This window comes from Paenibacillus sp. 453mf, assembly GCF_900116105.1.
GTDB lineage: Bacteria > Bacillota > Bacilli > Paenibacillales > Paenibacillaceae > Paenibacillus > Paenibacillus provencensis.
In genome coordinates this window covers 51,733-74,539 of the sequence record NZ_FPAC01000008.1, presented here as the reverse complement: position 1 = coordinate 74,539, position 22,807 = coordinate 51,733, and the positions used below count along the sequence as shown (strand labels likewise).

Sequence of the window (22,807 nt, the reverse complement as noted above, 5' to 3'; positions counted from 1 at the left end):
TTAAATGTGTTGGATCACGATAGACAGACACCACCTTCCTGGCAATTATGTTAGTATAAATAGCTGGATCAACAGAAGAAGTGGGTTAAGATTAAAGATTTTTGATGTGAATTAATAGAGAACTTTCATTTAAAAAAGTATATATTAATTAAAAAAATAGATTGACTTCTTAAAGGGAATTTCATACAATGAATATATTGAAAGCACTTACATTACCTAGTTTCGAAAACGTTATCCTCAACTTAGATTGAACTCAATTATTAAACTTTTCCTCACAAGCAACACAACTATTAATTTCTTAATCCATTTTTCCGATTTTATTGAAGCGCTTTATTTGTAATATTTAATAATTAATGTTAGTTCATTCTTTTTCATTATCGGTATATACAGGGCAACCTGTTATGCATATCAAAGATTTTTTTAAGGGGGATTACAGCAAATGAAGCACAAAGCGCCAAAGACAATCGCTATGTTGCTGCTTGCAAGCACAATGTTGTTTACTGCTGCCTGCGGAAATACAAATGAGGGTTCAGGCACAGGAACAGAAGGTACTTCGGACTCTACTGAGCCAATAACATTAACTTTCTTCGGTGCGGATGCAAGTCCAAACTGGAACAAGATGCAGGATGCTGTGGGTCAAAAGATTATTGAAGAAACGGGCGTTACCATTAATGCAGAATATGATATTTCCAGCGGCGGCGGTGACGACAAGATCGCCCTTATGGCAGCGAGCGGAGACTATCCTGACCTGATTTTCCCTAAAGGTAATTTGTCTAAGCTGGTTGATGCCGGTGCAATGATCGACTTGACAGATCTGATTGAGGAACATGCACCTAACTTGAAGAAGCTCTATGAAGGTCAAATGGACCGGCTGAAATACAGCAACGAGGACCAAGCAATTTACGCAATTCCAACGAATGCGGGTGTAGGTCAAATTTACTTTGATGCAGGCGGCGGCTTCAACCTGCAGCACAAGGTCGTTAAAGAACTTGGATATCCAGAGATCAAAACATTGGAAGATTTCGAAAACGCGCTGCGCGAGTACTATGCGAAGCATCCAACAACGGAAGATGGACAGCCAACCATTCCACTTACACTCAGTGCAGACGGCTGGAGAATTATGATTACGGTTACAAACCCAGCATTTGCCGCAACAGGTGCTCCTGACGATGGTGAATACTACATCAATCCAGAAACTTATGAAGCGATGCTTCATTACAAACGTCCAGAAGAGAAAGAATATTTCCGCTGGTTGAATAAAATGTATAATGAAGGTCTTCTCGATAAAGACAGCTTTATCCAAAAAGATGATCAATACAAAGCAAAAATCGCAAGCGGTCGTGTACTTGGCTTGATTGACCAAGGATGGGCATATGGAGATGCAGAGAATGCTTTGAAATCTGCAGGTAAGTTCGACGAGACATACGGTCATTATCCAGTAAGCCTTGATGAGAATTACAAGCGTGCTGACTTTCAGGATATTGGTCTGGATGCTTACGGTATTGGTATTACAGTAAGTAATGAGGATCCAGTACGCACGATCAAATTCCTTGACTGGCTCGCTTCTGATGAAGCTCAAGTTCTTCTTAACTGGGGAATTGAAGGTGAACATTATGTTGTAGAAGATGGTGTTCGCAAGATCCCAGCCGAAGTTCAAGATCGTAAGAACAATGACAATGCAAACTTTACAAAAGAAACAGGAATCAGCCTCTACACTGTATTTAGTGCACACTATGGTGACGGGGTGAAAGATCCATCCGGCAACTACTACACAACAAACTTCCCTGAGGAGATTGTTAAGAACTACAATGAAGCCGAGAAGGAAACACTTGCTGGGTATGGTGTAGAGACTTGGAAGGATCTGTTCCCATCCGAGGATGAATTCCCGGTTAAAGAGTGGGGAGCAGCTTACAATATGCCAGTACCTTCCGGTTCGGATTACAATGTAACCTTCCAGAAGACACAGGACATTATTCAAAAACGTATTCCTGAGGCGATCGTTTCTACTCCAGACAAATTCGATGAAATCTATGACTCTATGCTACAAGAGATCGATAAAGCCGGAGCCGTTGAAATGGAGCAGCAATATACAGAGTGGGTTAAGGCTCGTGTAGAATTGTGGACAGGTAAAGATCTGTAATCAGTTTTCATTTTCATATCATTAGGTAGTACCTCACAGAGAGAAGATTTTGCTCCGATAATCTTCTCTCTGTTTTTTTGCCCAAATCTAGAGTTATTTCATTGACCTTCCGGTAATTATAAACTATAATTTTTATGAAAATGTGTAAGCACTTACATCAAGAAGTTAATTGATATTTTGATCAGTTAGCTTTATTTTTTGATCTAATCGAAAACGTTTTAGAGAAAATGTAAATCTTCGAAGTAATCTGTAAATAACGGGGGGACTCTAATGACAATTTTTCAATTTCCTAAAGATTTCAAATGGGGTACGGCTACGGCAGCGTATCAGATCGAGGGAGCAGCTACAGCAGACGGCAGAGGACCGTCCATCTGGGATACATTCGCTAAAACACCAGGTAAAGTATTTAATGGAGATAACGGCGATATCGCCTGCGACAGCTATCATCGTTATGAAGAAGATATTGCACTAATGAACCAGCTAGGTATTCAGAGCTACCGATTCTCGGTATCCTGGTCACGTATTCTTCCAGATGGAGACGGTGAGATCAACCAAGCCGGTCTTGATTATTATCATCGCTTCGTAGACAAACTGCTCGAGAATGGGATTGAGCCGTTCTGTACCTTGTATCACTGGGACTTGCCTCAAACGCTTCAAGACGCAGGCGGCTGGGAGAGCAGCAGAACGGTTGACGCCTTTGTGAAATTCTCAGAAATTATGTACCGTGAGTTTAATGGTAAGATCAAGAGCTGGCTCACGTTTAATGAGCCATGGTGTATCGCATTTTTATCCAACCTACTGGGTGCACATGCACCAGGTAATCGAGATCTGCAGACAGCACTTAATGTTGGTCATGGTCTGCTGCTGGCACACGGCAAATCCGTTAAGAAGTTCCGTGAGCTGGGTACAGAAGGTAAGATCGGTATCGCTCCAAATATGGAATGGGCTGTTCCTTACAGCAAGTCAGAAGCGGATAAAGCAGCAAGCGAACGCCACATCGCATGGTTTGCCGACTGGTTCCTCGACCCGGTCTTCAAAGGGGAATATCCTCAATTTATGGTGGACTGGTTTGAGCAAGCCGGTGCTAAGGTAGACGTTAAGCCAGGAGACATGGAGATCATTTCTCAGCCAATTGACCATCTAGGAATCAACTACTATACAATGAGTGTAGATCGTTACAATCCAGATTCCGGTGTACTTGGATTCGAACAGGTGGATATGGGACTTATACAAACCGATATTGGCTGGCCGGTTGAATCCCGTGGATTGTACGAAGCACTGCACTATTTGCAGAAATACGGAAACATCGATATTTACATTACGGAAAATGGTGCATGCATCAATGACGAAGTGGAGAACGGGCAGGTTAAAGACTTCCGTCGTATTTCGTATTTACAGCAGCATATCGCACAAATCCACCGCGCTATAACCGATGGCATTCAGGTCAAAGGATACATGGCATGGTCCATGATGGATAACTTCGAGTGGGCAGAGGGTTATCGCATGAGATTTGGGCTTGTTCATGTTGATTATCGCTCGTTGGTAAGAACACCTAAAGAGAGCTTCTACTGGTATCAAAATGTGATCAGAAACAACTGGCTTGAAACGAGACCCGTATAATTAAAATAGCTGATCTGAAGGTTCCTTCATTATTTAAACCGCCGCAGTTTTTAACTGCATCGGTTTTTATTTTTCTATGCTGTGCTAGTCCTCAATTCTTCAAAATGCATAGGAATAAAAGAAGGATAATTTCACTCGAGTGAATCCATTTCATAACTCATTAAAAAGGCGGATTCGAAACTATATACGAAAATAAGTCAAAATTGTGAAGTGTCAATGAATAAATACCAGATATGGATTGTAAATATAAGGATAAAGTCCTGTAATTTCAAAAATAATGAAATATCTTTGACTAAATTTTGAACAAATAGTGAACAATTCTTGTTGAAGTGTGATATATTAAATGTAGTAAGCACTTACAAAATTTAGAAGGAGTTGACTTATGATGATTGTGAACAAACCTGCACGTGTCAGCGCTGCCAGAGAGAAGGATGACCGAGCTGTACGCATGGTGTTCATGATGACGGTAATGGCCTGGGTAGCCTTAATTACTGGCGTGATCATCTGTTTGTTTAATCTGCATGCACTCACGAACAGCAACATGGGAATTATGGTAGGCATAGGCTTTTTGGTGGGTAGTGTCTACATTTACTTTATAGGAAAAGCGATGGGACTTCTCGATCTCCATAGAAAAGATCAAGAGTCTGAAGATCAATAAAGCCGGCATATGAGGGAGAGGGAAATGACTGATTCAAACAGCTGTATATTTGGTAAAGAGCCTTAGCTGACAAACCAAAAATGGTTTGAGGGGTTAAGGCTCTTTTTGTTGCGTAATGCAAGGAAACAGATCATTTGTGAGAAAAAATTCACAAAATTTGTGATCAAATTCGACAAATTTGTTAACATCCGTTTTATTGTTATGAATTTCTGATATCTTTAGGGGGAAGATAGTAGCATCGTTTGTAATTGCGCATTAAAGGAGAGGGGATCAAGATGGATAAAAAACCTAGATCGCTTTCCAAAATCATTCTCGCAGTAGTGATTACGCTTGTTACCTTGGGCGTTATGATTTGGTCACTGTTTGCAGATGAGAACGGAAAATACGTTGTACTCGATCCAAGTGGACCGATCGGCGAAGCACAAAGGGATTTGATCATTATTTCAACCATTTTGTGTGCGATCATCATTGTACCTACATTAATACTAGTCGGTGTTATTGTATGGAAATATCGTGACACACCTGGAAACAAAGCTAAATATTCACCGAACTGGGCGCACAGCACAGTTGCCGAGGCGATATGGTGGGGACTTCCTATTCTAATCATTATTGTACTTGGTGCAGTCACTGTGCGCTATACGTATGCAACAGAGCCTTCGAAACCGCTCGTGTCTGATAAGGAGCCGCTTACAATTCAAGTTACCTCCTTGGACTGGAAATGGTTGTTTATGTATCCAGATTCGAACGTAGCAACTGTAAATACGCTGACGATTCCGGAAGACACACCGATCCGTTTCGAGCTGACTTCGGATGCACCGATGAACTCCTTCTGGATTCCGGAGCTTGGCGGACAAATGTACACGATGTCTGGTATGGCCATGGTGCTTCATCTTCAAGCAGATGAGCAGGGAACCTTTATGGGTTCAGGAGCTAACTTCTCTGGAGAGCATTACACAGATATGAAGTTTGATGTAAATGCCGTTTCCGAAGAAGACTACAATAACTGGATTAACGAAGTGAAGCTGAACTCTCAGCCGCTTACGGCCGAAGGTTATGACCAGCTCTCAGATCCAAGTGTTGAGGAAGTTCAGTACTTCTCGGCCTTCCCTGAAGGACTGTTTAACGATATCGTTACAAAATACGTAGTGGATAAAGAAGAATCCGCGGAAACAACGCACGAATAAACATTAGCTCGAAAGGAGGCCCTTCATTCATGTTAAGTGATTTGTGGGAGTTTCTGACGACAGAGTTTTTAGTAACAGGCGATCCCCTCATTTTAGGGGCACAGGTATCTATCGGCCTAGCATCGCTTGCGATCGTCGTAGGACTCACTTATTTTAAAAAATGGGGCTGGCTCTGGAAAAACTGGTTAACTACCGTTGACCACAAAAAAATCGGTATCATGTATATCTTGGCCGCGATTCTAATGATGTTCCGCGGTGGCGTGGACGCGCTTATGATGAGATTCCAGCTGGCTTTACCAGGTATGGAATTCTTGCATGCCGATCACTATAACCAAGTCTTTACTACACACGGAACGATCATGATTCTTTTTATGGCGATGCCATTTATGTTCGGTCTGTTTAATGTCGTTGTACCTCTTCAGATCGGGGCGCGAGATGTTGCCTTCCCTTATCTGAATGCTGTCAGCTTCTGGCTGTTCTTCCTGGGTGCAATGCTGTTTAACCTTTCATTCGTAATCGGGGGTTCACCTGCAGCCGGATGGCTCAGTTATCCGCCTTTATCAGGGCTTGAATTTAGCCCCGGGGTAGGACAGAACTTCTATATATGGGGGATACAGATATCCGGTATCGGTTCCCTTGCAACAGGGATTAACTTCCTTGTAACAATTATCAAGATGCGTGCTCCAGGTATGACTTGGATGAAAATGCCGATGTTTACCTGGTCCGTATTTGCAACGAACATTATTATTTTGTTTGCATTCCCAATCCTGACTGTGACTTTGTTCTTGCTCTTCATGGACCGTTTTGCAGGAACACATTTCTTCACGCTGGATCTCGGGGGCAACCCGATGATGTATATCAACCTCATCTGGATGTGGGGTCACCCAGAGGTTTATATCGTTGTTCTGCCGGCTTTCGGTATCTTCTCCGAAATCGTGGCGACATTCTCGAGAAAGAGATTGTTCGGATATAAATCAATGGTATTTGCCATGTTGATTATCAGCGTTCTGTCCTTCTTTACTTGGGTCCATCACTTCTTCACGATGGGATCAGGCGCCGATGTCAATGCATTCTTCGCGATCACGACCATGTTGATTTCGATACCTACAGGTGTCAAGGTCTTTAACTGGCTGTTTACGATGTACCGCGGACGAATTCGTTTTACACTTCCAATGATGTGGACCATTGCTTTCCTGCCGTGCTTTATCATCGGGGGGATGACAGGAGTTATGCTGTCCGTTGCGCCGGCTGACTTCCAGTTCCATAACAGTTACTTCCTGATCGCTCACTTCCACCAGGTTCTGATCGGTGGTGTAGTGTTTGGTTACTTTGCTGGTATGTACTACTGGTGGCCGAAGCTGTTCGGATTCAACTTGCCGAACCGTTGGGGACATTGGGCATTCTGGACATGGAACATTGGCTTCTATATCACATTTATGCCGCAATATGCACTCGGTCTAATGGGTATGACTCGCCGTCTATACACGTATGGATGGGATACAGGCTGGGCAACGCTGAACGTGGTATCTTCTGTCGGGGCATTCCTGATGGGTGCCGGATTCCTGTTCCAGCTCTTGCAAATTGCAGATGGTATTCGTAAATACAAAGAAAACAAGGTCGGAGCGGATCCATGGGATGCTCGTACACTCGAATGGTCTATTCCTTCTCCGGTACCTGAATATAACTTTGCTATCGTTCCAAAAGTCGATTCTGTCGATCAGTTTTGGGAGGATAAACAACGTAAAGCTACGGGCGCTCATCAAACACAAACAGCTGAGCCAACATATGAGCCAATTCATATGCCGAAAAACACAGGTATTCCAATCGTGATGTCTGTCTTCTTCTTTATCGCAGGCTTCGGGTTTGTATGGGATTGGTGGTGGATGTATATCCCTGGACTGCTTGGCGTGGTTGCGACTCTGTTCGCACGCTCATTCCAGTACGACACGGATTACTACATCCCGGCTGAAGAAGTTAGACGTACCGAAGCAGCCTTGAGGGGGTCGGTATAATGGCACACACAGCAGTAAATAATCATCATGATGATCACGATCATGGTCATCATGATCCACAGGAACTAAAGACTTTAGGATTCTGGCTATTTCTAATCTCTGACTTGATTCTGTTCTCTGTATTCTTTGCAACCTATATCGTGTTGAAGGATAATACGGCAGGCGGACCAGCAGGGCCGGATCTGTTTAACATGACGGTCATTATTATCAACACATTCGTCCTATTGACGAGCAGCTTCACAAGTGGACTCGCTATTCTTGCGATGAACCGCGAAGATAAAAAGGGATTAACGATCTGGCTGATTGTCACAGCTGTACTGGGGCTGACGTTCCTTGGTCTTGAAATTTTCGAGTTTTATGAAATGGTTCATCATGGAGCTCTAATCACAACAAGTGCATTTACAGGTGCGTTCTATACTTTGGTTGGTACTCACGGCGCTCACGTAACGTTTGGTCTCTTCTGGATGTTCGGCCTGCTTCTTCAATTGAAGAAGCGCGGAATTACTCCTGAGATTCGTGGTAAAGTAATGAACCTTAGCTTATTCTGGCACTTTTTGGACGTCGTATGGATCTTCCTCCTTACGATCGTCTATCTGATGGGGGTGATGTAAGATGGCAGAACAGCATAATCATGCACATGAATCTCATGAAGAGCATGGATCACTTAAATCTTACACCATTGGGTATGTCATCTCGATTATCCTGACCATCATTCCGCTTGTTGTCGTTCTGAATGACATGTTTAGTAGAACCGTAAACATGGTTATCATTTTGATCATGGCGGTACTGCAGTTTGGGGTTCAGCTCTTATTCTTCATGCACATTCGTGATGGAGAAGCAGGTAAGCCAAAATGGAACGTTATGGGTCTGATTCTAGGAATCCTGCTCGTGCTTACAATCGTTGTAGGTTCGATCTGGATCATGATGAACAACCAAGTCGCTCACTAATCCCTGAGAGAAGTACAGTTCTTAGTAAGCAACTTGTTGCTCACTAATCCCTGAGAGAAGTACAGTTCTTAGTAAGCAACTTGCTGCTCACTAATCCCTGAGAGAAGTACAGTTCTTAGTAAGCAACTTGCTGCTCACTAAGCCCTAAGAGAAGTACAGTTCTTAGTAAGCAACTTGCTGCTCACTAAACCTCACTTCAGGACAATAAGCAGCTACAGCTTATATAAGTTAAGATATCTATAATGAATGAGCACCTTGCCCTTCTAACCATCGAGCAAGGTGCTCTTTTTTACTCACGCATATGAATAGATCTAGCCTGCCTTTGCAAACCTAGTTAGTATTGGTATGATTAGATGTGGAGTTACAGAATATAACGATAGTGAGGACGATAAATATGAATCAAACAGCGATTTCTCCTTTGGTTGATCATACACTGCTTAAGGCCGATGCCCGCAAAGAGGATATCATCAAATTGGCAGAGGAAGCGAAGACCTATGGCTTTGCATCGGTATGTGTCAATCCAGCTTTTGTTGCTGCCGCTTACGAAGTACTGAAAGACACGCCTGAGGTTAAAGTGTGTACTGTAATCGGTTTTCCTCTAGGCGCAACAACTTCTGCGGTAAAAGCTTTCGAAACTACAGATGCTATTAACAATGGAGCAACAGAAGTGGACATGGTGATCAACATCAGTGCGCTCAAAGATGGCAATGATGAGTATGTTCGCGAGGACATCGCGGCTGTTGTTAACGCTGCTAAAGGCAAAGCACTGACCAAAGTCATTATCGAGACATGCCTCTTAACGGATGAAGAGAAGGTACGTGCATGTGAGCTGGCTGTACAAGCCGGTGCTGATTTTGTGAAGACTTCCACGGGCTTCTCTACAGGGGGAGCGACGAAGGAAGATATAGCACTCATGCGTAAAACAGTGGGACCTGATGTTGGCGTGAAAGCCTCTGGAGGAGTCCGCAGCAGCGAGGATGCATTAACGATGATTCAGGCGGGAGCTACTCGTATTGGAACAAGCGGCGGCGTTGCGATTGCAAAAGGCGAGCGTTCTGACAGCAGCTACTAAACGAATATAAGATTAGAATGATGAGCGATCCCGAGAGGGGTCGCTTTTTTACATTCTTAATAGAAGAAGGCAATGAATCGCCATGATTTATACAATGTTGGAGCAGAGATATATTTTTCAAAGATAAAAGGGTACACAAATCGATTAAAATAAACTAAAATAAACCTATATGAACTTCCAATATAAACCAAGACATACGAAAGGATTGATATCAGATGCAAAATCGTTATGCTGCTCATCCAAATGAAGTGAAGAACTATGATACCAGCCGTCTACGTGAGGAATTTTTGATCGATCACTTATTTGCAAAAGATGAGCTCGTTACCGTGTATTCTCATGTGGATCGCTACATCGTAGGGTCTGCGGTTCCAGAGTCACAGGATATCAAGCTGGAAGTTAATTTGAAGGATATTGGGACCGACTTTTTTCTTGCTCGTCGTGAAATCGGTATCATTAATATCGGTGGTCATGGAACGGTATCTGCCGATGGGGTTCGGTATGAGGTGGGAAGTAAAGAGTGTCTGTATGTCGGCCTTGGTGTGAAGGAAGTGATCTTCCATTCAGGATCAGGAGAAGCTCCACAGTTTTATTTTGTATCCACACCTGCTCATCATGCTTACCCGACGACGAAGGCGACACAGCAGGAAGCGACGCCAGCTCACTTAGGTAGTATTCAGACATCGAATGAAAGAACCATATATAAATACATTCATGAAGGCGGAATCAAGAGCTGTCAGCTGGTCATGGGGATCACAGAGCTCGATCCAGGGAACATGTGGAATACCATGCCTGCGCATACGCATAATCGTCGTTCTGAAGTGTACTTGTACTTTAACCTTCCGGAGGATGGAGTTGTATTCCATATGATGGGTGAGCCTGAAGAAACAAGGCATCTAGTTGTCCGTCAAGGCCAAGCAGTGATTTCACCGAGCTGGTCCATACATAGCGGCGTAGGAACGAGCAACTATACGTTCTGCTGGGCTATGGCAGGAGAGAATCAAACCTTTGATGATATGGACGGCGTGAAGATGACGGAGCTGAAATAACACAAACCAATGAATAACAAAGAATAATATCAATCCAAGTAATCATAAGAAAGTTGAATGAAATATGAACTCAATGAAACGACATGAAAAGATAATGGAGCTGCTCATTGCCAAGCAGGAAGTAACAGTCAATGAGTTAAGCGAGCTCCTTGAAGTGACTGGAAAGACTATCAGGGAAGATCTGGATAAGCTGGAGAGCATGGGTCTCCTCGTGCGGGTGCACGGGGGAGCCATGCTAGCCCAGAATGATCAATATGGCATTCTGACCAGCATGGGTGCGCTGGAGAAGCACAATCCAGAGAAGATCGAAATCGCAGAGCGGGCGATTACTTACATTGAGCCGTATGATGTCATCGCCCTTGACGGAGGAAGCACGACACTTGAGATGGCACGTCTGCTGGAGAATATTCCACTGACGGTGATTACCAATGACCTCCTCATCATTTCTGAGCTGACTCGTAAAGATCAGATTCGTCTCGTGGTGCCAGGTGGCTCAAGAGTAAGGAATATGCTGGTCTGTGATGAGACAGAGCGATTTATATCCAGTCTGAACATCCACAAGGCTTTTATTTCGACGACGGCTCTGCATCCTGAATTCGGTTTTTCTATATATACGGGGGATCTGGTCTCTCTCAAAAAGGCGCTGATCCACACGGCCCAACATGTCTATGCTGTAGTGGATCATTATAAATTTGGTCGATTTGCTCTGCGTACTTTTGCATCATGTGGAGAAGTCGATGTGATTATAAGCGACAAAGCACTTACGGATGAATTGAAGGCTCCATATGAAAGCATAGGAGTGAAGATTGATAATTAGCGGGAGGCATAGAGAAATATGAACAGTTTTGATCTCAGTGGAAAAGTAGCGCTGGTTACTGGTACCTCCGGAGGGTTGGGTCAAGGCATGGCCATCGGTCTTGCAGAAGCTGGTGCCGATATCATCGCTGTATCCCATTCCATGCCGACAGAGACGGTGCAGGCAATCGAGCAGCTGGGCCGTAAGACAGTGGGTATTCAGGCTGATCTAAGCAAAGAGGAAGAGCTGCCATCGGTCTTCGAACAGGCACTTCATTTTCAGGGAAGAATTGATGTTCTTGTCAATAATGCAGGCATCATCCGCCGTACGCCGGCAGCTGATCATGGAGCTTCGGACTGGCATGATGTCATTGACCTCAACCTGAATACCGTATTTTTCTTAAGTCAGCTGGCCGGAAGGCATATGATTGAGCGCGGAAGCGGCAAGATTATTAGTATTGCTTCTATGCTGTCTTATCAAGGCGGTATCAATGTGCCCGGATATACAGCCAGCAAGCATGCGGTAGCAGGCTTAACCAAAGCACTGGCAAATGAATGGGGAGGCAAAGGGGTTCAGGTCAATGCTATTGCTCCAGGATACATGGTGACGAACAACACCCAGCAAATTAGAGACGATGAGAACCGCTATAAGGATATTACAGCCCGGATTCCAGCAGGACGCTGGGGAACGCCGGAGGATCTGAAAGGGCCAGTGGTATTTTTGGCTTCCTCCGCTTCAGATTATTTGAATGGACACGTTCTGAATGTAGATGGAGGCTGGCTTGCTCGATAATGCTCACTTGAGAAGGAGGATACGAGAACATGAAACTGGGAGTCCTGGCGCATACGTTTGGTAAACAGCCCACTTCAAGTCTGGCAGCTCGCATCGCCGGCAGCGGGTTCACATCGGTTCAGCTTGCACTGGCCAAGGCATTGTCAGATATCGATTCTTCTAATGGTAAACTGAGCCCTGGTTTGGCCAATTGGGTAGGGGAGCAATTCCACAATGAAGGCATAAGGATCGCTGTGCTGGGGTGTTATATTAACCCGGTAAATCCGGATGCTGCTGTGAGGAAGTCTGAACTGGCACGATTTAAAGAGCACTTGCGTTATGCTCGTGATTTTGGCTGCAGCATCGTAGCCACAGAAACAGGAAGTGTTACAACGTACAAAGAGACTCATCCGACTTCCTATGAGGAGCAGGGATTTCAGGTGCTGCGTGAATCAGTGCTTGAACTGGCAGAGGAAGCGGACAAATGGGGTGTTCATGTGGCTATCGAGCCCGTGTCCGTCCATACCTTACATACGAGAGAGCATATGCAGCGCCTGCTTGAGGAGGTTCCGTCATCGAGTGTCGGGCTGCTGTTTGACCCTTGCAATCTTATAAAGGTAGAGCATGTCGTGGATCAGGCGGATTTTTTGCGAGATGTGTTTGATCAGCTGTACGATCGAATGATCGCCATCCATGCCAAGGATGTCGCTTTTGATGTGAGCGGGAAGAAGTACAATCCTGTACCCGGCGAGGGCATACTGGATTATCCTTTGTTCTTTGAATTGCTCAAAGCGTATAAGCCTCATATCGACATCTCCCTGGAAGGTGTAACAGCAGAACAGGCAGATGATGCGGCGGCCTATTTACGGCGCTTATGGCATGCTGACAACTAATTCACTTTTAGATATTAGGGTTTTTAATTAATTATTGGTTTTCCGGTTTATGCAAAACCCTCGATTCATAAAATCTCTTCTCATGTAACAAAATGAGAGGAGATTTTTTTGTGTAATCAAACTTTTTCTTAGACCATCTCGTTACCGTATCGAAACCGCGCGAAAATACCATGCGGGTAAAACTACTTTTTTAAGAGTTATGGCTACATTACAGAAACCGACATCTGGAAACGTTTATACCGAGGAGCAGATAGGAATATTTCTATTTACAATTTCTGTGAGCCAGGTATATAATACAGTAAAAGTTGCATTAAACAAAAATTATTGTATAGACGCAAAAATGATTATCATTCTCAGTGATGTCACAATGCAATTTTTACGAAAAACCATGCTGCTTCGGGATTCCCGAAGCAGCATGTGTCATTTTAAGGCCATTAACAATGGCTCTCATTCTCAATTAGAAGGTAAGCGATGAAGAAAGGATTGTGATGAATATGAAGGCTATTCAGCCACGAATTAGTACAGCGGCACAAGTGGATGAGCACAGACTATCTCCTAAGCGTCCCGGGCGCAAGAGAGGCCCGAATTTCAAGATGATGCTCAAGAACCGGGAGATGCAGGCGGCTCTCGGCAGCGGGATTATGATGCTGGCAGCATGGGGGATCTCAGGAAGGTATGAGCTTATTTCTATCGTGATGTATATTGCAGCTTATACGATAGGAGGATGGGCCAAAGCCAAGGAAGGTGTGGAGACACTCGTCAAAGACAGGGATCTGGACGTGAACCTTCTAATGATTGCTGCGGCCATAGGAGCGGCAGCGATCGGATATTGGAATGAAGGGGCGATGCTTATCTTTATCTTTGCGCTCAGCGGAGCGCTTGAGAGCTACACTACGGAACGCAGTCATAAAGATATCTCTTCCTTGATTGGCTTGAAGCCTGAGACAGCGCTGCGGTTACAGGACGGCACAGTGGAACAGGTCGCAATTGAGCTGCTTCAGCCCGGAGATTTGCTGCTGGTTAAGCCAGGCGAAATATTACCTTCCGACGGTAAAGTATACAAGGGTTACTCAGCTGTGAACCAGGCTTCCATTACAGGAGAATCGATTCCAGTGGAGAAGAGCGCAGGAGATGAGGTCTATGCCGGTACAATGAACGGCGAAGGGGCCTTGTATATTGAAGTGACTCAGCCAGCCGATAATACTTTGTTTTCGAAGATCATCAGATTGGTAGAGGAAGCGCAATCCGAAGTGCCGGCTTCTCAGCGGTTTATTGAGAAATTTGAAGGGATTTATGCCAAACTGGTCGTCTTGATTACTCTTGTTCTTGTTCTAGCAATGCCGCTGTTGTTTGGCATCGCCTGGGGAGACGCTTTTTATAAGGCGATGGTATTCCTGGTTGTTGCTTCTCCGTGTGCCTTGGTTGCTTCCATCATGCCTGTTATGCTGTCTTCGATCTCAAGCAGTGCAAGAAGAGGACTATTGTTTAAGGGTGGAGCTCATGTAGAGAATATGGCGAAGACGGCAGTGGTGGCCTTTGATAAGACAGGAACCTTGACGAGAGGCGTTCCTGAAGTTACCGATTTGATCGCTGCTTCTGGATATGACGAGATGAACCTTCTATCCCACGCAGCAGCAGTGGAAAGTCAGTCTACACATCCACTGGCAGAGGCCATTGCAGCAAGGGCGATTGCAGCTGGAGCACCGCTTATTCAGGCTGAGGACGTCCGGGCGATCACGGGCTGGGGCATTGAGGGTAGGATTGCCGGAGAGTTATGGAAGGTAGGCAAAACAGATGTGTTGGATCAGGCGGATACTGATCCGGCGTGGTTACAGCTCAGGTCAGAACTCGAGCATGAGGGCAAGACAGTCTCCGTTATTATGCAAGGAGATCAGATTGCCGGTCTGATCGCGCTGCGGGATACGGTTCGTCCTCAAGCGATGAAGGCAGTGAAACGGCTGCAAGAGCTGGGTATCAAGGTAGCCATGCTGACGGGCGATCGTCAGGCTACCGCTGATGTCATTGCGAAGGAAACGGGAGTTGATCTCGTCTATGCCGGGCTGCTGCCAGAGCAAAAAGTAGAGAGGGTTCGTTCCCTGCGTGAGCAATATGGCCATGTCGTCATGGTTGGCGACGGTGTTAATGATGCGCCCGCACTGGCTGCAGCGACGGTAGGTATGGGAATGGGAATGTCGGGCAGCGGAACTGCCATAGAGGTCGCAGACGTGGTGCTGATGAACGATAATATTGAAGAGATCGCGTGGAGTGTCACTCAGTCAAGACGTGCGGCAAGCGTTGTGAAGCAGAACATCGTGTTTGCCATTAGCGTAATCACCATTTTGATTGCAGGTAATTTCATTTCGGAGCTGGCGCTCCCTCTAGGTGTGATCGGGCATGAGGGCAGTACAATTCTTGTGATTCTAAATGGACTTCGATTATTAAGGTAACCTTGTATCGAAGACAAGCAATTGGAATAAAAAAGCGTCGTTTGCTCTCTAGGCTTCAGGCCTTGGGCAAGCGACGCGTTTGCTTTTATATAGCGTTAAGCTAGTTTTTCAAAGGATCAATGCAGGTAGCGAGGATGATCTAAGATCTACCTTGGATCAGAATACCTCGGTAAGTGTAATCATCGTAACAAGTCCCAGAATAAAAGAGATCGTCGCCACCCGCTGGTTCCCGTCTCCATGACTTTCTGGAATAAGCTCCTTATACACGATGAACATCATGGCTCCCGCTGCGAAGGCAAGGCCATAGGGTACGAGTCCATCAACGACACTGCTCAGTGAATAGCCGATAATGCTGGTTACAATTTCTACAGCACCTGTCAAGGTGGCAATACCCAGTGCTTTGAAGCGACCGATATTTTGATTAACGAGAAATAGGGCAACGAGAAAACCTTCCGGTGCATTTTGCAGACCGATGGACAACGCGATCAGGTTGCCTAAGCTGTCATCTGAACTGGCATAGCTGACACCGACAGACAAGCCCTCTGGCAAGTTGTGCATCGTTATTGCAGCAATGATTAGAAACGCTTTGCCTTCAATGTTGAAGGGCCGCGATTCTGGATTTTCCAGATCAATATGCGGTATATACATTTCCAGAACGAGGAGAACGATACTTCCCGCCAGGATCCCTATGAATAGGACCAGCAGATTGGACTGACCTAGTGCTTCCGGGATGAGACTGTAGAGTGAAGCTGAGGTCATAATCCCGGCCGCATAGGCCAGCAAAATGTCCCGGAGCCGGTGTGTGACCTTGCTCATAAACAAGATCGGGATGGCGCCAAGTCCTGTAGACAAGGCCGATATAACACTTCCTATTAATGCCTCAACCATATCTTTTTCTATTCCCTCCTCAATGCTGCATATGTAGTAATTCAGGCGACATCAACTGACAAATGAGCATTGACATCGACTTTGAAATTGCTCATAATGATGACTAGATTAGAATTATTATAAATTATGTATTGCATTTCCGTAAAGGCGACGATTTCATGAACAAGTGGAGCCATTCAATACATTATTCATGATCCTTTTTGTGGGGACAACTCTTTTTTGAGTTTATGTTGTATTTCAGGTTCTAATACATATTGTATGTTTGCTTGACACTGGTTCATTCAAAGTATGTATATTGCAGCAATTTGCGGATAGTAGCGGGAGGTTATTTAAATGTATAAATCAGTCATTATCGGTACAGGCCCTGCGGGTCTGACAGCAGCGATTTATCTGGCTCGTGCCAATCTGAGTCCACTTGTCATTGAAGGCCCGGAACCGGGAGGTCAATTGACGACGACGACTGAAGTAGAGAATTTCCCTGGCTTCCCAGAAGGCATTATGGGACCAGAGCTTATGGATAATATGCGTAAACAAGCCGAGCGTTTCGGTGCTGAATTCCGTACTGGATGGGTTAACAGCATTGATATGGCACAGCGTCCTTTCAAGATTCAGGTTGAAGGACAAGGCGAGATCATATCCGAAACCGTTATTCTGTCCACAGGAGCTTCTGCTAAATATCTTGGTATTCCTGGGGAACAGGAGAACGTAGGTTATGGTGTCAGCACATGCGCGACTTGCGACGGCTTCTTCTTCCGTGGCAAAGAAATTGTAGTTATCGGCGGCGGCGATTCCGCTCTGGAAGAAGCGAACTTCCTGACTCGCTTCGCTTCCAAAGTAACACTGGTACACCGTCGTGAAGAGCTTCGTGCATCGAAGATCATGCAGGACCGTGCCCGCAGCAACGAGAAGATCGAATGGGCGCTCAACCGTACACCGATTGAGATTGTTGCTGGTGAAGGTGGAGTTAAGGGCGTTAAAGTGCTTAACAACGCTACAGGGGAAGAAGAGATGATTGAAGTAAGCGGCGTATTCGTAGCGATTGGTCACAATCCGAATACGGGCTTCTTGAACGGACAAGTAACAATCGACTCCAATGGATACATCGTAGTAAATCCTGGAACGAGCGAAACCAACATTCCTGGCGTATTCGCTTGCGGTGATGTACAGGATACACGTTATAGACAAGCGATTACTGCAGCAGGCAGCGGATGCAAAGCAGCGATGGATGCTGAGAAATTCATTGAGAGCCTGGAGCATAGCGCGGTTGCCAACTAATTGATATATAGCTGAACTATCGTTTTGAACGTACTTATAATTTCTTTCTACGAGGTGAATATCATGGATAAAGCAATTGTATATACTTCTACCAACTGCCCGCATTGCCGTCAGGTGAAGAGCTATCTCACAGAGAATGGCATTGAGTATGAAGAGCGCAACATTGAGCAAAGCGACGAGTATGCACAGCAAGTATGGGATATGGGTCTTCGTGCAGTACCGGTAACCGTGCTGGGCGAGCACCGTATCGTTGGCATGAACAAATTGCAGTTCCACAAGGCGCTTAATCCGCAAGGATAAGATAAAAAGTCATGAAATAACCGCACCCTGTGTGGTAGTTGTTCCCTTACCTAATAGAGAAGAGAGACATCGACAAGATGGATTTGTTCTTGGTTAAACGATTGAAGGGACACAGCCGCTGATGGGTGCGGTTTTTCTTTTTGCCGTAAGTTGGGTAGTATAGTGTTGTGATTAAAAATGTACTGAATTGGGGCGAAGCCGAATTGAAAAGAAGATTCTTTGGACATAGAAGATCGTTTTACTACATCTTAATCATGCTGATGACTGTCCTGCTCACCTCCTGCACTAGGGCAGATTCAGGTACATCCTTGTCAGAACCGCAGGAGCAAGGACAGGAACAGCCTGGAGAAGAGTCGGGCTCTGAGTCCGGGGAAGGTCACTCATCTATACAGCCGGAGCATGATGATCTATTACCTGAGCAGGAGGCAGCCATAGAGCAGCTCGCGAACCTGTCAATCGAGGACAAGATCGGACAAATGATTATATCCGGTTTCCCTGGAACGGAGCTGGACACGGAAGCAGAGGAGTTAATTCGTAACGGACAGCTGGGCGGCGTCATATTATTTGGGCCGAATATCAGCAATCCGAAACAGCTTCAATCTCTGACCAATGATGTTAAGAAGAGCAATGGAGAAGAACATATTCCTTTATTCATCTCCGTGGATGAAGAAGGGGGACGGGTCTCTAGGCTTCCTGAAGGAAAGACAGAATTTCCAACGAATGAACAGATAGGGAAATATAAGAATGCTGACTTATCTGCCCAAATCGGAAGTGTAATCGGAGAAGAGCTCGGTGCGTTCGGCTTTAATCTCAATTTTGCACCTGTACTCGATATTTTCAGCAATCCGGAGAATAGAGTGATCGGAAACCGTTCGTTTGGAGATTCGGCGGAAACGGTCTCTGAGCTGGGCATTGCCACAATGAAAGGGATGCAGGAAGCCGGCATCATCCCGGCTGTAAAGCATTTCCCGGGTCATGGGGATACGACGGTGGATTCCCATGTTGGCTTGCCGGTTGTTCAGAAGACGAAGGAAGAGCTTGCTGAGCTGGAGCTGGTTCCTTTTCAGACTGCAATAAGTGACGGAGCCGACATGGTGATGGCTGCGCACATCCAATATCCGAAGATTGATGCTTCGCTTCGGCCTGCTTCCTTGTCTAAGGTTATGCTCAGTACTCTTTTACGTGAAGAGATGGGATATGATGGGGTTGTCATTACAGATGATCTTGAAATGGGTGCAATTCAGCAAAATTACGGATCAGGAGAGGCGGCATTGATGGCTATCCAGGCGGGGGCGGACATCGTACTGTTTGGACATACACCAGCGAAAGCGGAAAAGGCTTATAACACGCTCTTACAGGCTGTTCGGAAGGGGGAGCTCTCGGCCGCAGATATTGATCGGAAGGTGCTTCGGATTCTAACGCTGAAATATAAATACGAACTAACGAATAAGCCGGTGGAGGAATCGGCTTTGCAGGTCGTGGGATCAAGTGAACATCAGCAGATCGCCGGCCAGTTAAAGAAATAGCACATGAGGATTATGCATATATCCCAAATAGAACGATAAATTATGCAAAATCCTGATGTAAATAAAGTAAGGCATCATCCGTGAAAATACCCTGCAGGCTAGACTTTATTTAAGAGTCATAACCCACAGGGTACATTTTACGTGATGATGCCTATTATTGCTGCTTAGAAGAAATACCACATAAACCACTGGAATATACCGTAAACGGCTACTCCGGATACGATATACCAAAGGGCTTGTTTCTTCCTGCCTTGAAACAGTCTGAGGATACCTAGACTAGCCAAAGGAGCGATTACAATAAGGAACAACAAGACAGAAATAAACATCGCGGCTGAAATATCAGATGTATCCACATAAGTCACACGAATTCTCTCCATTTCGTACGTAAGGTATACACACAAAGGTAAGACTCTGCCGTGATAAATGACACACAATTAGATTCATTATACCTTGAAATGGAGTGTGTGCGACTTCAAAATGGGACGATTTTTTGTCTGAATTAGCAAATATTGTACAGAGATGTGATCTGCTTATCGTAAAATCATATCGTATAAGTAGAAATCTTACGCACTTACCCGAACGTGACCTAGAAATTGAGAGATCGCTCCATATGCGGAACCGATCAGGGTTGATTTGCTTCCGAGCTGTGCGAAGCTGATCTGCAGACTGCGCATGTGATACGGCAGTGTCCGCTGTGCAACGACCTCTTGGAGCGAATCTTCCATATACTCTCTTGCCTCGGACAGCGGTCCTCCCACAATAATTCGTTCCGGATTAAAGCTGTTGACGATATTCGTAATGCCGATGCCCAGCCGATGCCCGATGCTTCGATACAGTTCAAGCACAGCGGAATTGCCTTGTTCAGCATAAGCTACTAGCTCGCCGGTTGTTGCTGCCGGAAGCCGAAGATTCGGTTCATCATACGCCTTCTCTGAAGCATAGAGCTCCCAGCAGCCCCGATTTCCGCAGGTACACTGTTTTCCTTCTGCATCAATGGACATATGCCCTGTCTCACCTGCATATCCCCAAGCTCCTTTATACAGCTTGCCATCAATCATGATTCCAGAGCCAATTCCAGAGCCTGCACTGATATAGATGAGGTGCCGCATTCCCTTGCCTGCTCCAAAATGGAGCTCGCCGGAAGCGCCGGCATTTGCTTCATTGTCTATCGTTACAGGAAGTCCGAGCGCTTCTTCCAGCATACTCGCGAGTGGCACCGTATTCCAGCCAAGGTTCGGAGCGAAGAGTATCGTACCCGCCTCGTCAACCATTCCCGGCACGCCTACACCTATGCCTATGACCCCATGCGGAGACAAGGGAGCCTTGGTCTGCAGCTGTGTGGTCATTGTGATGATCTTGGCAGTGACGGACGGAATGTCGTGACTACTAAGAGCCAGAGAGGTTTCATGCAGAATATTTCCTGCAAGATCGGTGAGAACACCACGAAGCTTGGCAACAGTCAGCTCAATGCCGACAGCATAACCTGCAGTATTATTAAAAAGAAGCATGAGCGGCTTGCGTCCGCCGCTTGATTGGCCTGGGCCAAGCTCTGTGACGAGATGATTCTCAATTAACTCCGTCACCAGATTGGAAACGGTAGCCTTATTCAGTCCGGTGAGCTCCGATACTCTTGCTCTGGAGAGCGGGGCATGTTCCCGGATCGTGCTCAGAATAATGGACTTATTTATTTTCTTGACCAGAGCTTGATCTCCGGTAATTGCCATGGATAAAGCACATCCCTTGTGATGATATAAAGACTATTGTAACGAAAATCATTTCAAAAAACAAACTTTGTTTAACCAATAGACAAAGTATTTCGAGTGTGATAGTATAACGGTGTAAACGATTTCGCGAAACAGTTTTAAACTAATTTTGAGGAGGGCTTTGTAACATGGCCTATTTTGAATCCGTTAATAAAATTGCTTATGAAGGTAAAGAGTCCAAGAATCCTTTCGCATTTAAATTTTATAATCCCGAAGAAGTCGTAGCCGGCAAAACAATGGAAGAGCATTTCCGTTTCGGTATGGCTTACTGGCATACACTTACAGCCGGCGGTTCCGACCCGTTCGGTACAAATACGGCAGTTCGTTCTTATGATAAATATTCCGGCATGGATCTGGCTAAAGTCCGCGTAGAGGCTGCTTTTGAATTCATGGAGAAAATGAACCTTCCTTACTTCTGCTTCCATGACGTGGATATTGCTCCAGAAGGAAGCACGCTTCGTGAATTCTACAGCAACATCGATACGATTGTTGACCTGATTGAAGACCAAATGAAAGGAACAGGCAAGAAGCTGCTCTGGAACACGGCAAACATGTTCACTAACCCTCGCTTCATGCACGGTGCTGCTTCAACTTGCAACGCGGATGTATATGCACATGCAGCAGCTCAAGTTAAGAAAGGTCTTGAAGTGGGTAAACGCCTTGGCGCTGAGAACTATGTATTCTGGGGCGGCCGTGAAGGTTATGATACACTCTTGAACACAGACATGCAGCTGGAGCAGGACAACATCGCTCGCATGTTCCATATGGCCGTTGATTATGCCAAAGAAATCGGCTTTGATGCTCAATTCTTGATCGAGCCTAAGCCAAAAGAGCCGACAAAACATCAATATGACTTTGATGCTGCTACATCTATCGCGTTCTTGCAAAAGTACGGCTTAGACAAGCACTTCAAACTGAATCTTGAAGCAAACCATGCAACACTTGCTGGCCATACATTTGACCACGAAATTCGTGTTGCCCGCATCAACGGCATGCTCGGATCCCTGGATGCAAACCAAGGCGATCTGCTGATCGGATGGGATACTGATGAGTTCCCTGTAGACATCTATGATGCAACACTCACAATGTACGAAGTTCTGAAGAACGGCGGCCTTGGTAAAGGCGGCGTGAACTTTGACGCGAAAGTTCGTCGCGCTTCCTTCGAAGCAGAAGATCTGTTCCTGGCTCATATTGCAGGTATGGATACGTATGCGAAAGGTCTCAAAGTTGCAGCAAAACTGATCGAAGATCGCGTATTCGATGATTTCATCGAGAAACGCTACTCCAGCTTCAGTGAAGGCATCGGTGCTGAAGTCGTTGAAGGCAAAGCGACACTTGCTTCCCTGGCTGAATATGCACTGAACAACGAAACACCTCGCAAGAATGAATCCGGCCGTCAAGAGCTGCTCAAGGCAACTCTTAACCAATACATCTTGGCTGACTAATCGTCCCGGCGGTTGAAGCTATA

At 45.4% G+C, this 22,807-nt stretch carries 20 protein-coding genes; 17 read left to right on the top strand and 3 right to left on the bottom strand.

The genetic code is table 11. From position 1 onward, the window contains the following. The first annotated feature begins 439 nt into the window (after positions 1–439). The 13 genes from BM415_RS22025 (at position 440) to BM415_RS21965 (ending at position 15,587) form a co-directional block, all read left to right on the top strand. Positions 440–2,140 carry an ABC transporter substrate-binding protein gene (locus BM415_RS22025; protein ID WP_091161359.1) on the top strand — a complete coding sequence of 567 codons (1,701 nt, stop codon included), beginning with the start codon at positions 440–442 and terminating at the stop codon, positions 2,138–2,140. A 270-nt stretch (positions 2,141–2,410) separates the two neighbouring features. Then, on the top strand, positions 2,411–3,760 hold the full coding sequence (locus BM415_RS22020; RefSeq protein ID WP_091161357.1) for a GH1 family beta-glucosidase: 1,350 nt from the start codon (positions 2,411–2,413) through the stop codon (positions 3,758–3,760). Between the two features lie 382 nt (positions 3,761–4,142). Beyond that, a complete protein-coding gene (locus BM415_RS22015) occupies positions 4,143–4,418 on the top strand; it encodes a hypothetical protein (RefSeq protein ID WP_244533673.1) in 276 nt (91 codons plus the stop codon). A gap of 275 nt (positions 4,419–4,693) precedes the next feature. Then, positions 4,694–5,602, top strand: a complete 909-nt coding sequence (locus tag BM415_RS22010) for a COX aromatic rich motif-containing protein (RefSeq protein ID WP_170862587.1) — start codon at positions 4,694–4,696, stop codon at positions 5,600–5,602. Between the two features lie 29 nt (positions 5,603–5,631). Further along, entirely contained in the window at positions 5,632–7,614 is a 1,983-nt protein-coding gene (locus BM415_RS22005; RefSeq protein WP_091161356.1) for a cbb3-type cytochrome c oxidase subunit I, read from the top strand. After that, positions 7,614–8,225 carry a cytochrome (ubi)quinol oxidase subunit III gene (locus BM415_RS22000; protein ID WP_091161354.1) on the top strand — a complete coding sequence of 204 codons (612 nt, stop codon included), beginning with the start codon at positions 7,614–7,616 and terminating at the stop codon, positions 8,223–8,225. Before BM415_RS22005 ends, BM415_RS22000 begins: the two co-directional genes overlap by 1 nt. Before the next feature lies 1 nt (position 8,226). After that, entirely contained in the window at positions 8,227–8,562 is a 336-nt protein-coding gene (gene cyoD / locus BM415_RS21995; protein WP_047913708.1) for a cytochrome o ubiquinol oxidase subunit IV, read from the top strand. Positions 8,563–8,956: 394 nt separating this feature from the next. Beyond that, the gene (gene deoC / locus BM415_RS21990; protein ID WP_091161352.1) at positions 8,957–9,634 is read left to right on the top strand and encodes a deoxyribose-phosphate aldolase; all 678 of its coding nucleotides are present in this window, start codon (positions 8,957–8,959) and stop codon (positions 9,632–9,634) included. Positions 9,635–9,849: 215 nt separating this feature from the next. After that, positions 9,850–10,680 carry a 5-dehydro-4-deoxy-D-glucuronate isomerase gene (kduI, locus tag BM415_RS21985; protein ID WP_091161351.1) on the top strand — a complete coding sequence of 277 codons (831 nt, stop codon included), beginning with the start codon at positions 9,850–9,852 and terminating at the stop codon, positions 10,678–10,680. Between the two features lie 64 nt (positions 10,681–10,744). Beyond that, entirely contained in the window at positions 10,745–11,497 is a 753-nt protein-coding gene (locus BM415_RS21980; RefSeq protein WP_091161349.1) for a DeoR/GlpR family DNA-binding transcription regulator, read from the top strand. A gap of 18 nt (positions 11,498–11,515) precedes the next feature. Next, positions 11,516–12,268 (top strand): 2-dehydro-3-deoxy-D-gluconate 5-dehydrogenase KduD, encoded by a 753-nt coding sequence (gene kduD, locus BM415_RS21975; RefSeq protein ID WP_091161348.1) that lies wholly within the window; start codon positions 11,516–11,518, stop codon positions 12,266–12,268. Between the two features lie 29 nt (positions 12,269–12,297). Then, positions 12,298–13,140, top strand: coding sequence for a sugar phosphate isomerase/epimerase family protein (locus BM415_RS21970; protein WP_091161346.1), 843 nt, complete (start codon positions 12,298–12,300; stop codon positions 13,138–13,140). 485 nt (positions 13,141–13,625) lie between these two features. Beyond that, positions 13,626–15,587, top strand: a complete 1,962-nt coding sequence (locus BM415_RS21965; protein WP_244533671.1) for a heavy metal translocating P-type ATPase — start codon at positions 13,626–13,628, stop codon at positions 15,585–15,587. A 156-nt stretch (positions 15,588–15,743) separates the two neighbouring features. Here the strand turns inward: BM415_RS21965 and BM415_RS21960 are convergent, their stop codons facing one another. Next, positions 15,744–16,475 carry a ZIP family metal transporter gene (locus tag BM415_RS21960; protein ID WP_091161345.1) on the bottom strand — a complete coding sequence of 244 codons (732 nt, stop codon included), beginning with the start codon at positions 16,473–16,475 and terminating at the stop codon, positions 15,744–15,746. Positions 16,476–16,808: 333 nt separating this feature from the next. Here BM415_RS21960 and trxB point away from each other — a divergent pair, with 333 nt between their 5' ends. The 3 genes from trxB to nagZ all read left to right on the top strand — a co-directional run bounded on the left by trxB (position 16,809) and on the right by nagZ (position 19,576). Continuing rightward, entirely contained in the window at positions 16,809–17,750 is a 942-nt protein-coding gene (gene trxB / locus BM415_RS21955) for a thioredoxin-disulfide reductase (RefSeq protein ID WP_091161343.1), read from the top strand. A 63-nt stretch (positions 17,751–17,813) separates the two neighbouring features. After that, a complete protein-coding gene (locus BM415_RS21950) occupies positions 17,814–18,050 on the top strand; it encodes a glutaredoxin family protein (protein WP_091161342.1) in 237 nt (78 codons plus the stop codon). Between the two features lie 167 nt (positions 18,051–18,217). After that, a complete protein-coding gene (gene nagZ / locus BM415_RS21945; RefSeq protein WP_091161340.1) occupies positions 18,218–19,576 on the top strand; it encodes a beta-N-acetylhexosaminidase in 1,359 nt (452 codons plus the stop codon). A 164-nt stretch (positions 19,577–19,740) separates the two neighbouring features. Here the strand turns inward: nagZ and BM415_RS21940 are convergent, their stop codons facing one another. Together BM415_RS21940 and BM415_RS21935 are read right to left on the bottom strand one after the other, a co-directional pair. Then, entirely contained in the window at positions 19,741–19,938 is a 198-nt protein-coding gene (locus tag BM415_RS21940) for a hypothetical protein (RefSeq protein ID WP_091161338.1), read from the bottom strand. Between the two features lie 201 nt (positions 19,939–20,139). Continuing rightward, entirely contained in the window at positions 20,140–21,300 is a 1,161-nt protein-coding gene (locus BM415_RS21935) for an ROK family transcriptional regulator (RefSeq protein WP_091161336.1), read from the bottom strand. 167 nt (positions 21,301–21,467) lie between these two features. Between BM415_RS21935 and xylA the strand changes: the two genes are divergently transcribed. Beyond that, positions 21,468–22,784 carry a xylose isomerase gene (xylA, locus tag BM415_RS21930; protein WP_091161334.1) on the top strand — a complete coding sequence of 439 codons (1,317 nt, stop codon included), beginning with the start codon at positions 21,468–21,470 and terminating at the stop codon, positions 22,782–22,784. Positions 22,785–22,807 lie beyond the last annotated feature (23 nt).

Excerpts from the sequence above, each read along its gene's own strand:
- BM415_RS21935 (WP_091161336.1), bottom strand. The coding sequence starts at position 21,300 with ATGGCAATTACCGGAGATCAAGCTCTGGTCAAGAAAATAAATAAGTCC.
- kduD (WP_091161348.1), top strand. The coding sequence starts at position 11,516 with ATGAACAGTTTTGATCTCAGTGGAAAAGTAGCGCTGGTTACTGGTACC.
- BM415_RS22005 (WP_091161356.1), top strand. The coding sequence starts at position 5,632 with ATGTTAAGTGATTTGTGGGAGTTTCTGACGACAGAGTTTTTAGTAACA.
- deoC (WP_091161352.1), top strand. The coding sequence starts at position 8,957 with ATGAATCAAACAGCGATTTCTCCTTTGGTTGATCATACACTGCTTAAG.
- BM415_RS21980 (WP_091161349.1), top strand. The coding sequence starts at position 10,745 with ATGAACTCAATGAAACGACATGAAAAGATAATGGAGCTGCTCATTGCC.
- BM415_RS22025 (WP_091161359.1), top strand. The coding sequence starts at position 440 with ATGAAGCACAAAGCGCCAAAGACAATCGCTATGTTGCTGCTTGCAAGC.
- BM415_RS21960 (WP_091161345.1), bottom strand. The coding sequence starts at position 16,475 with ATGGTTGAGGCATTAATAGGAAGTGTTATATCGGCCTTGTCTACAGGA.
- xylA (WP_091161334.1), top strand. The coding sequence starts at position 21,468 with ATGGCCTATTTTGAATCCGTTAATAAAATTGCTTATGAAGGTAAAGAG.
- trxB (WP_091161343.1), top strand. The coding sequence starts at position 16,809 with ATGTATAAATCAGTCATTATCGGTACAGGCCCTGCGGGTCTGACAGCA.
- BM415_RS21950 (WP_091161342.1), top strand. The coding sequence starts at position 17,814 with ATGGATAAAGCAATTGTATATACTTCTACCAACTGCCCGCATTGCCGT.
- BM415_RS22010 (WP_170862587.1), top strand. The coding sequence starts at position 4,694 with ATGGATAAAAAACCTAGATCGCTTTCCAAAATCATTCTCGCAGTAGTG.
- cyoD (WP_047913708.1), top strand. The coding sequence starts at position 8,227 with ATGGCAGAACAGCATAATCATGCACATGAATCTCATGAAGAGCATGGA.
- BM415_RS22000 (WP_091161354.1), top strand. The coding sequence starts at position 7,614 with ATGGCACACACAGCAGTAAATAATCATCATGATGATCACGATCATGGT.
- BM415_RS21970 (WP_091161346.1), top strand. The coding sequence starts at position 12,298 with ATGAAACTGGGAGTCCTGGCGCATACGTTTGGTAAACAGCCCACTTCA.
- BM415_RS22015 (WP_244533673.1), top strand. The coding sequence starts at position 4,143 with ATGATGATTGTGAACAAACCTGCACGTGTCAGCGCTGCCAGAGAGAAG.
- BM415_RS22020 (WP_091161357.1), top strand. The coding sequence starts at position 2,411 with ATGACAATTTTTCAATTTCCTAAAGATTTCAAATGGGGTACGGCTACG.
- kduI (WP_091161351.1), top strand. The coding sequence starts at position 9,850 with ATGCAAAATCGTTATGCTGCTCATCCAAATGAAGTGAAGAACTATGAT.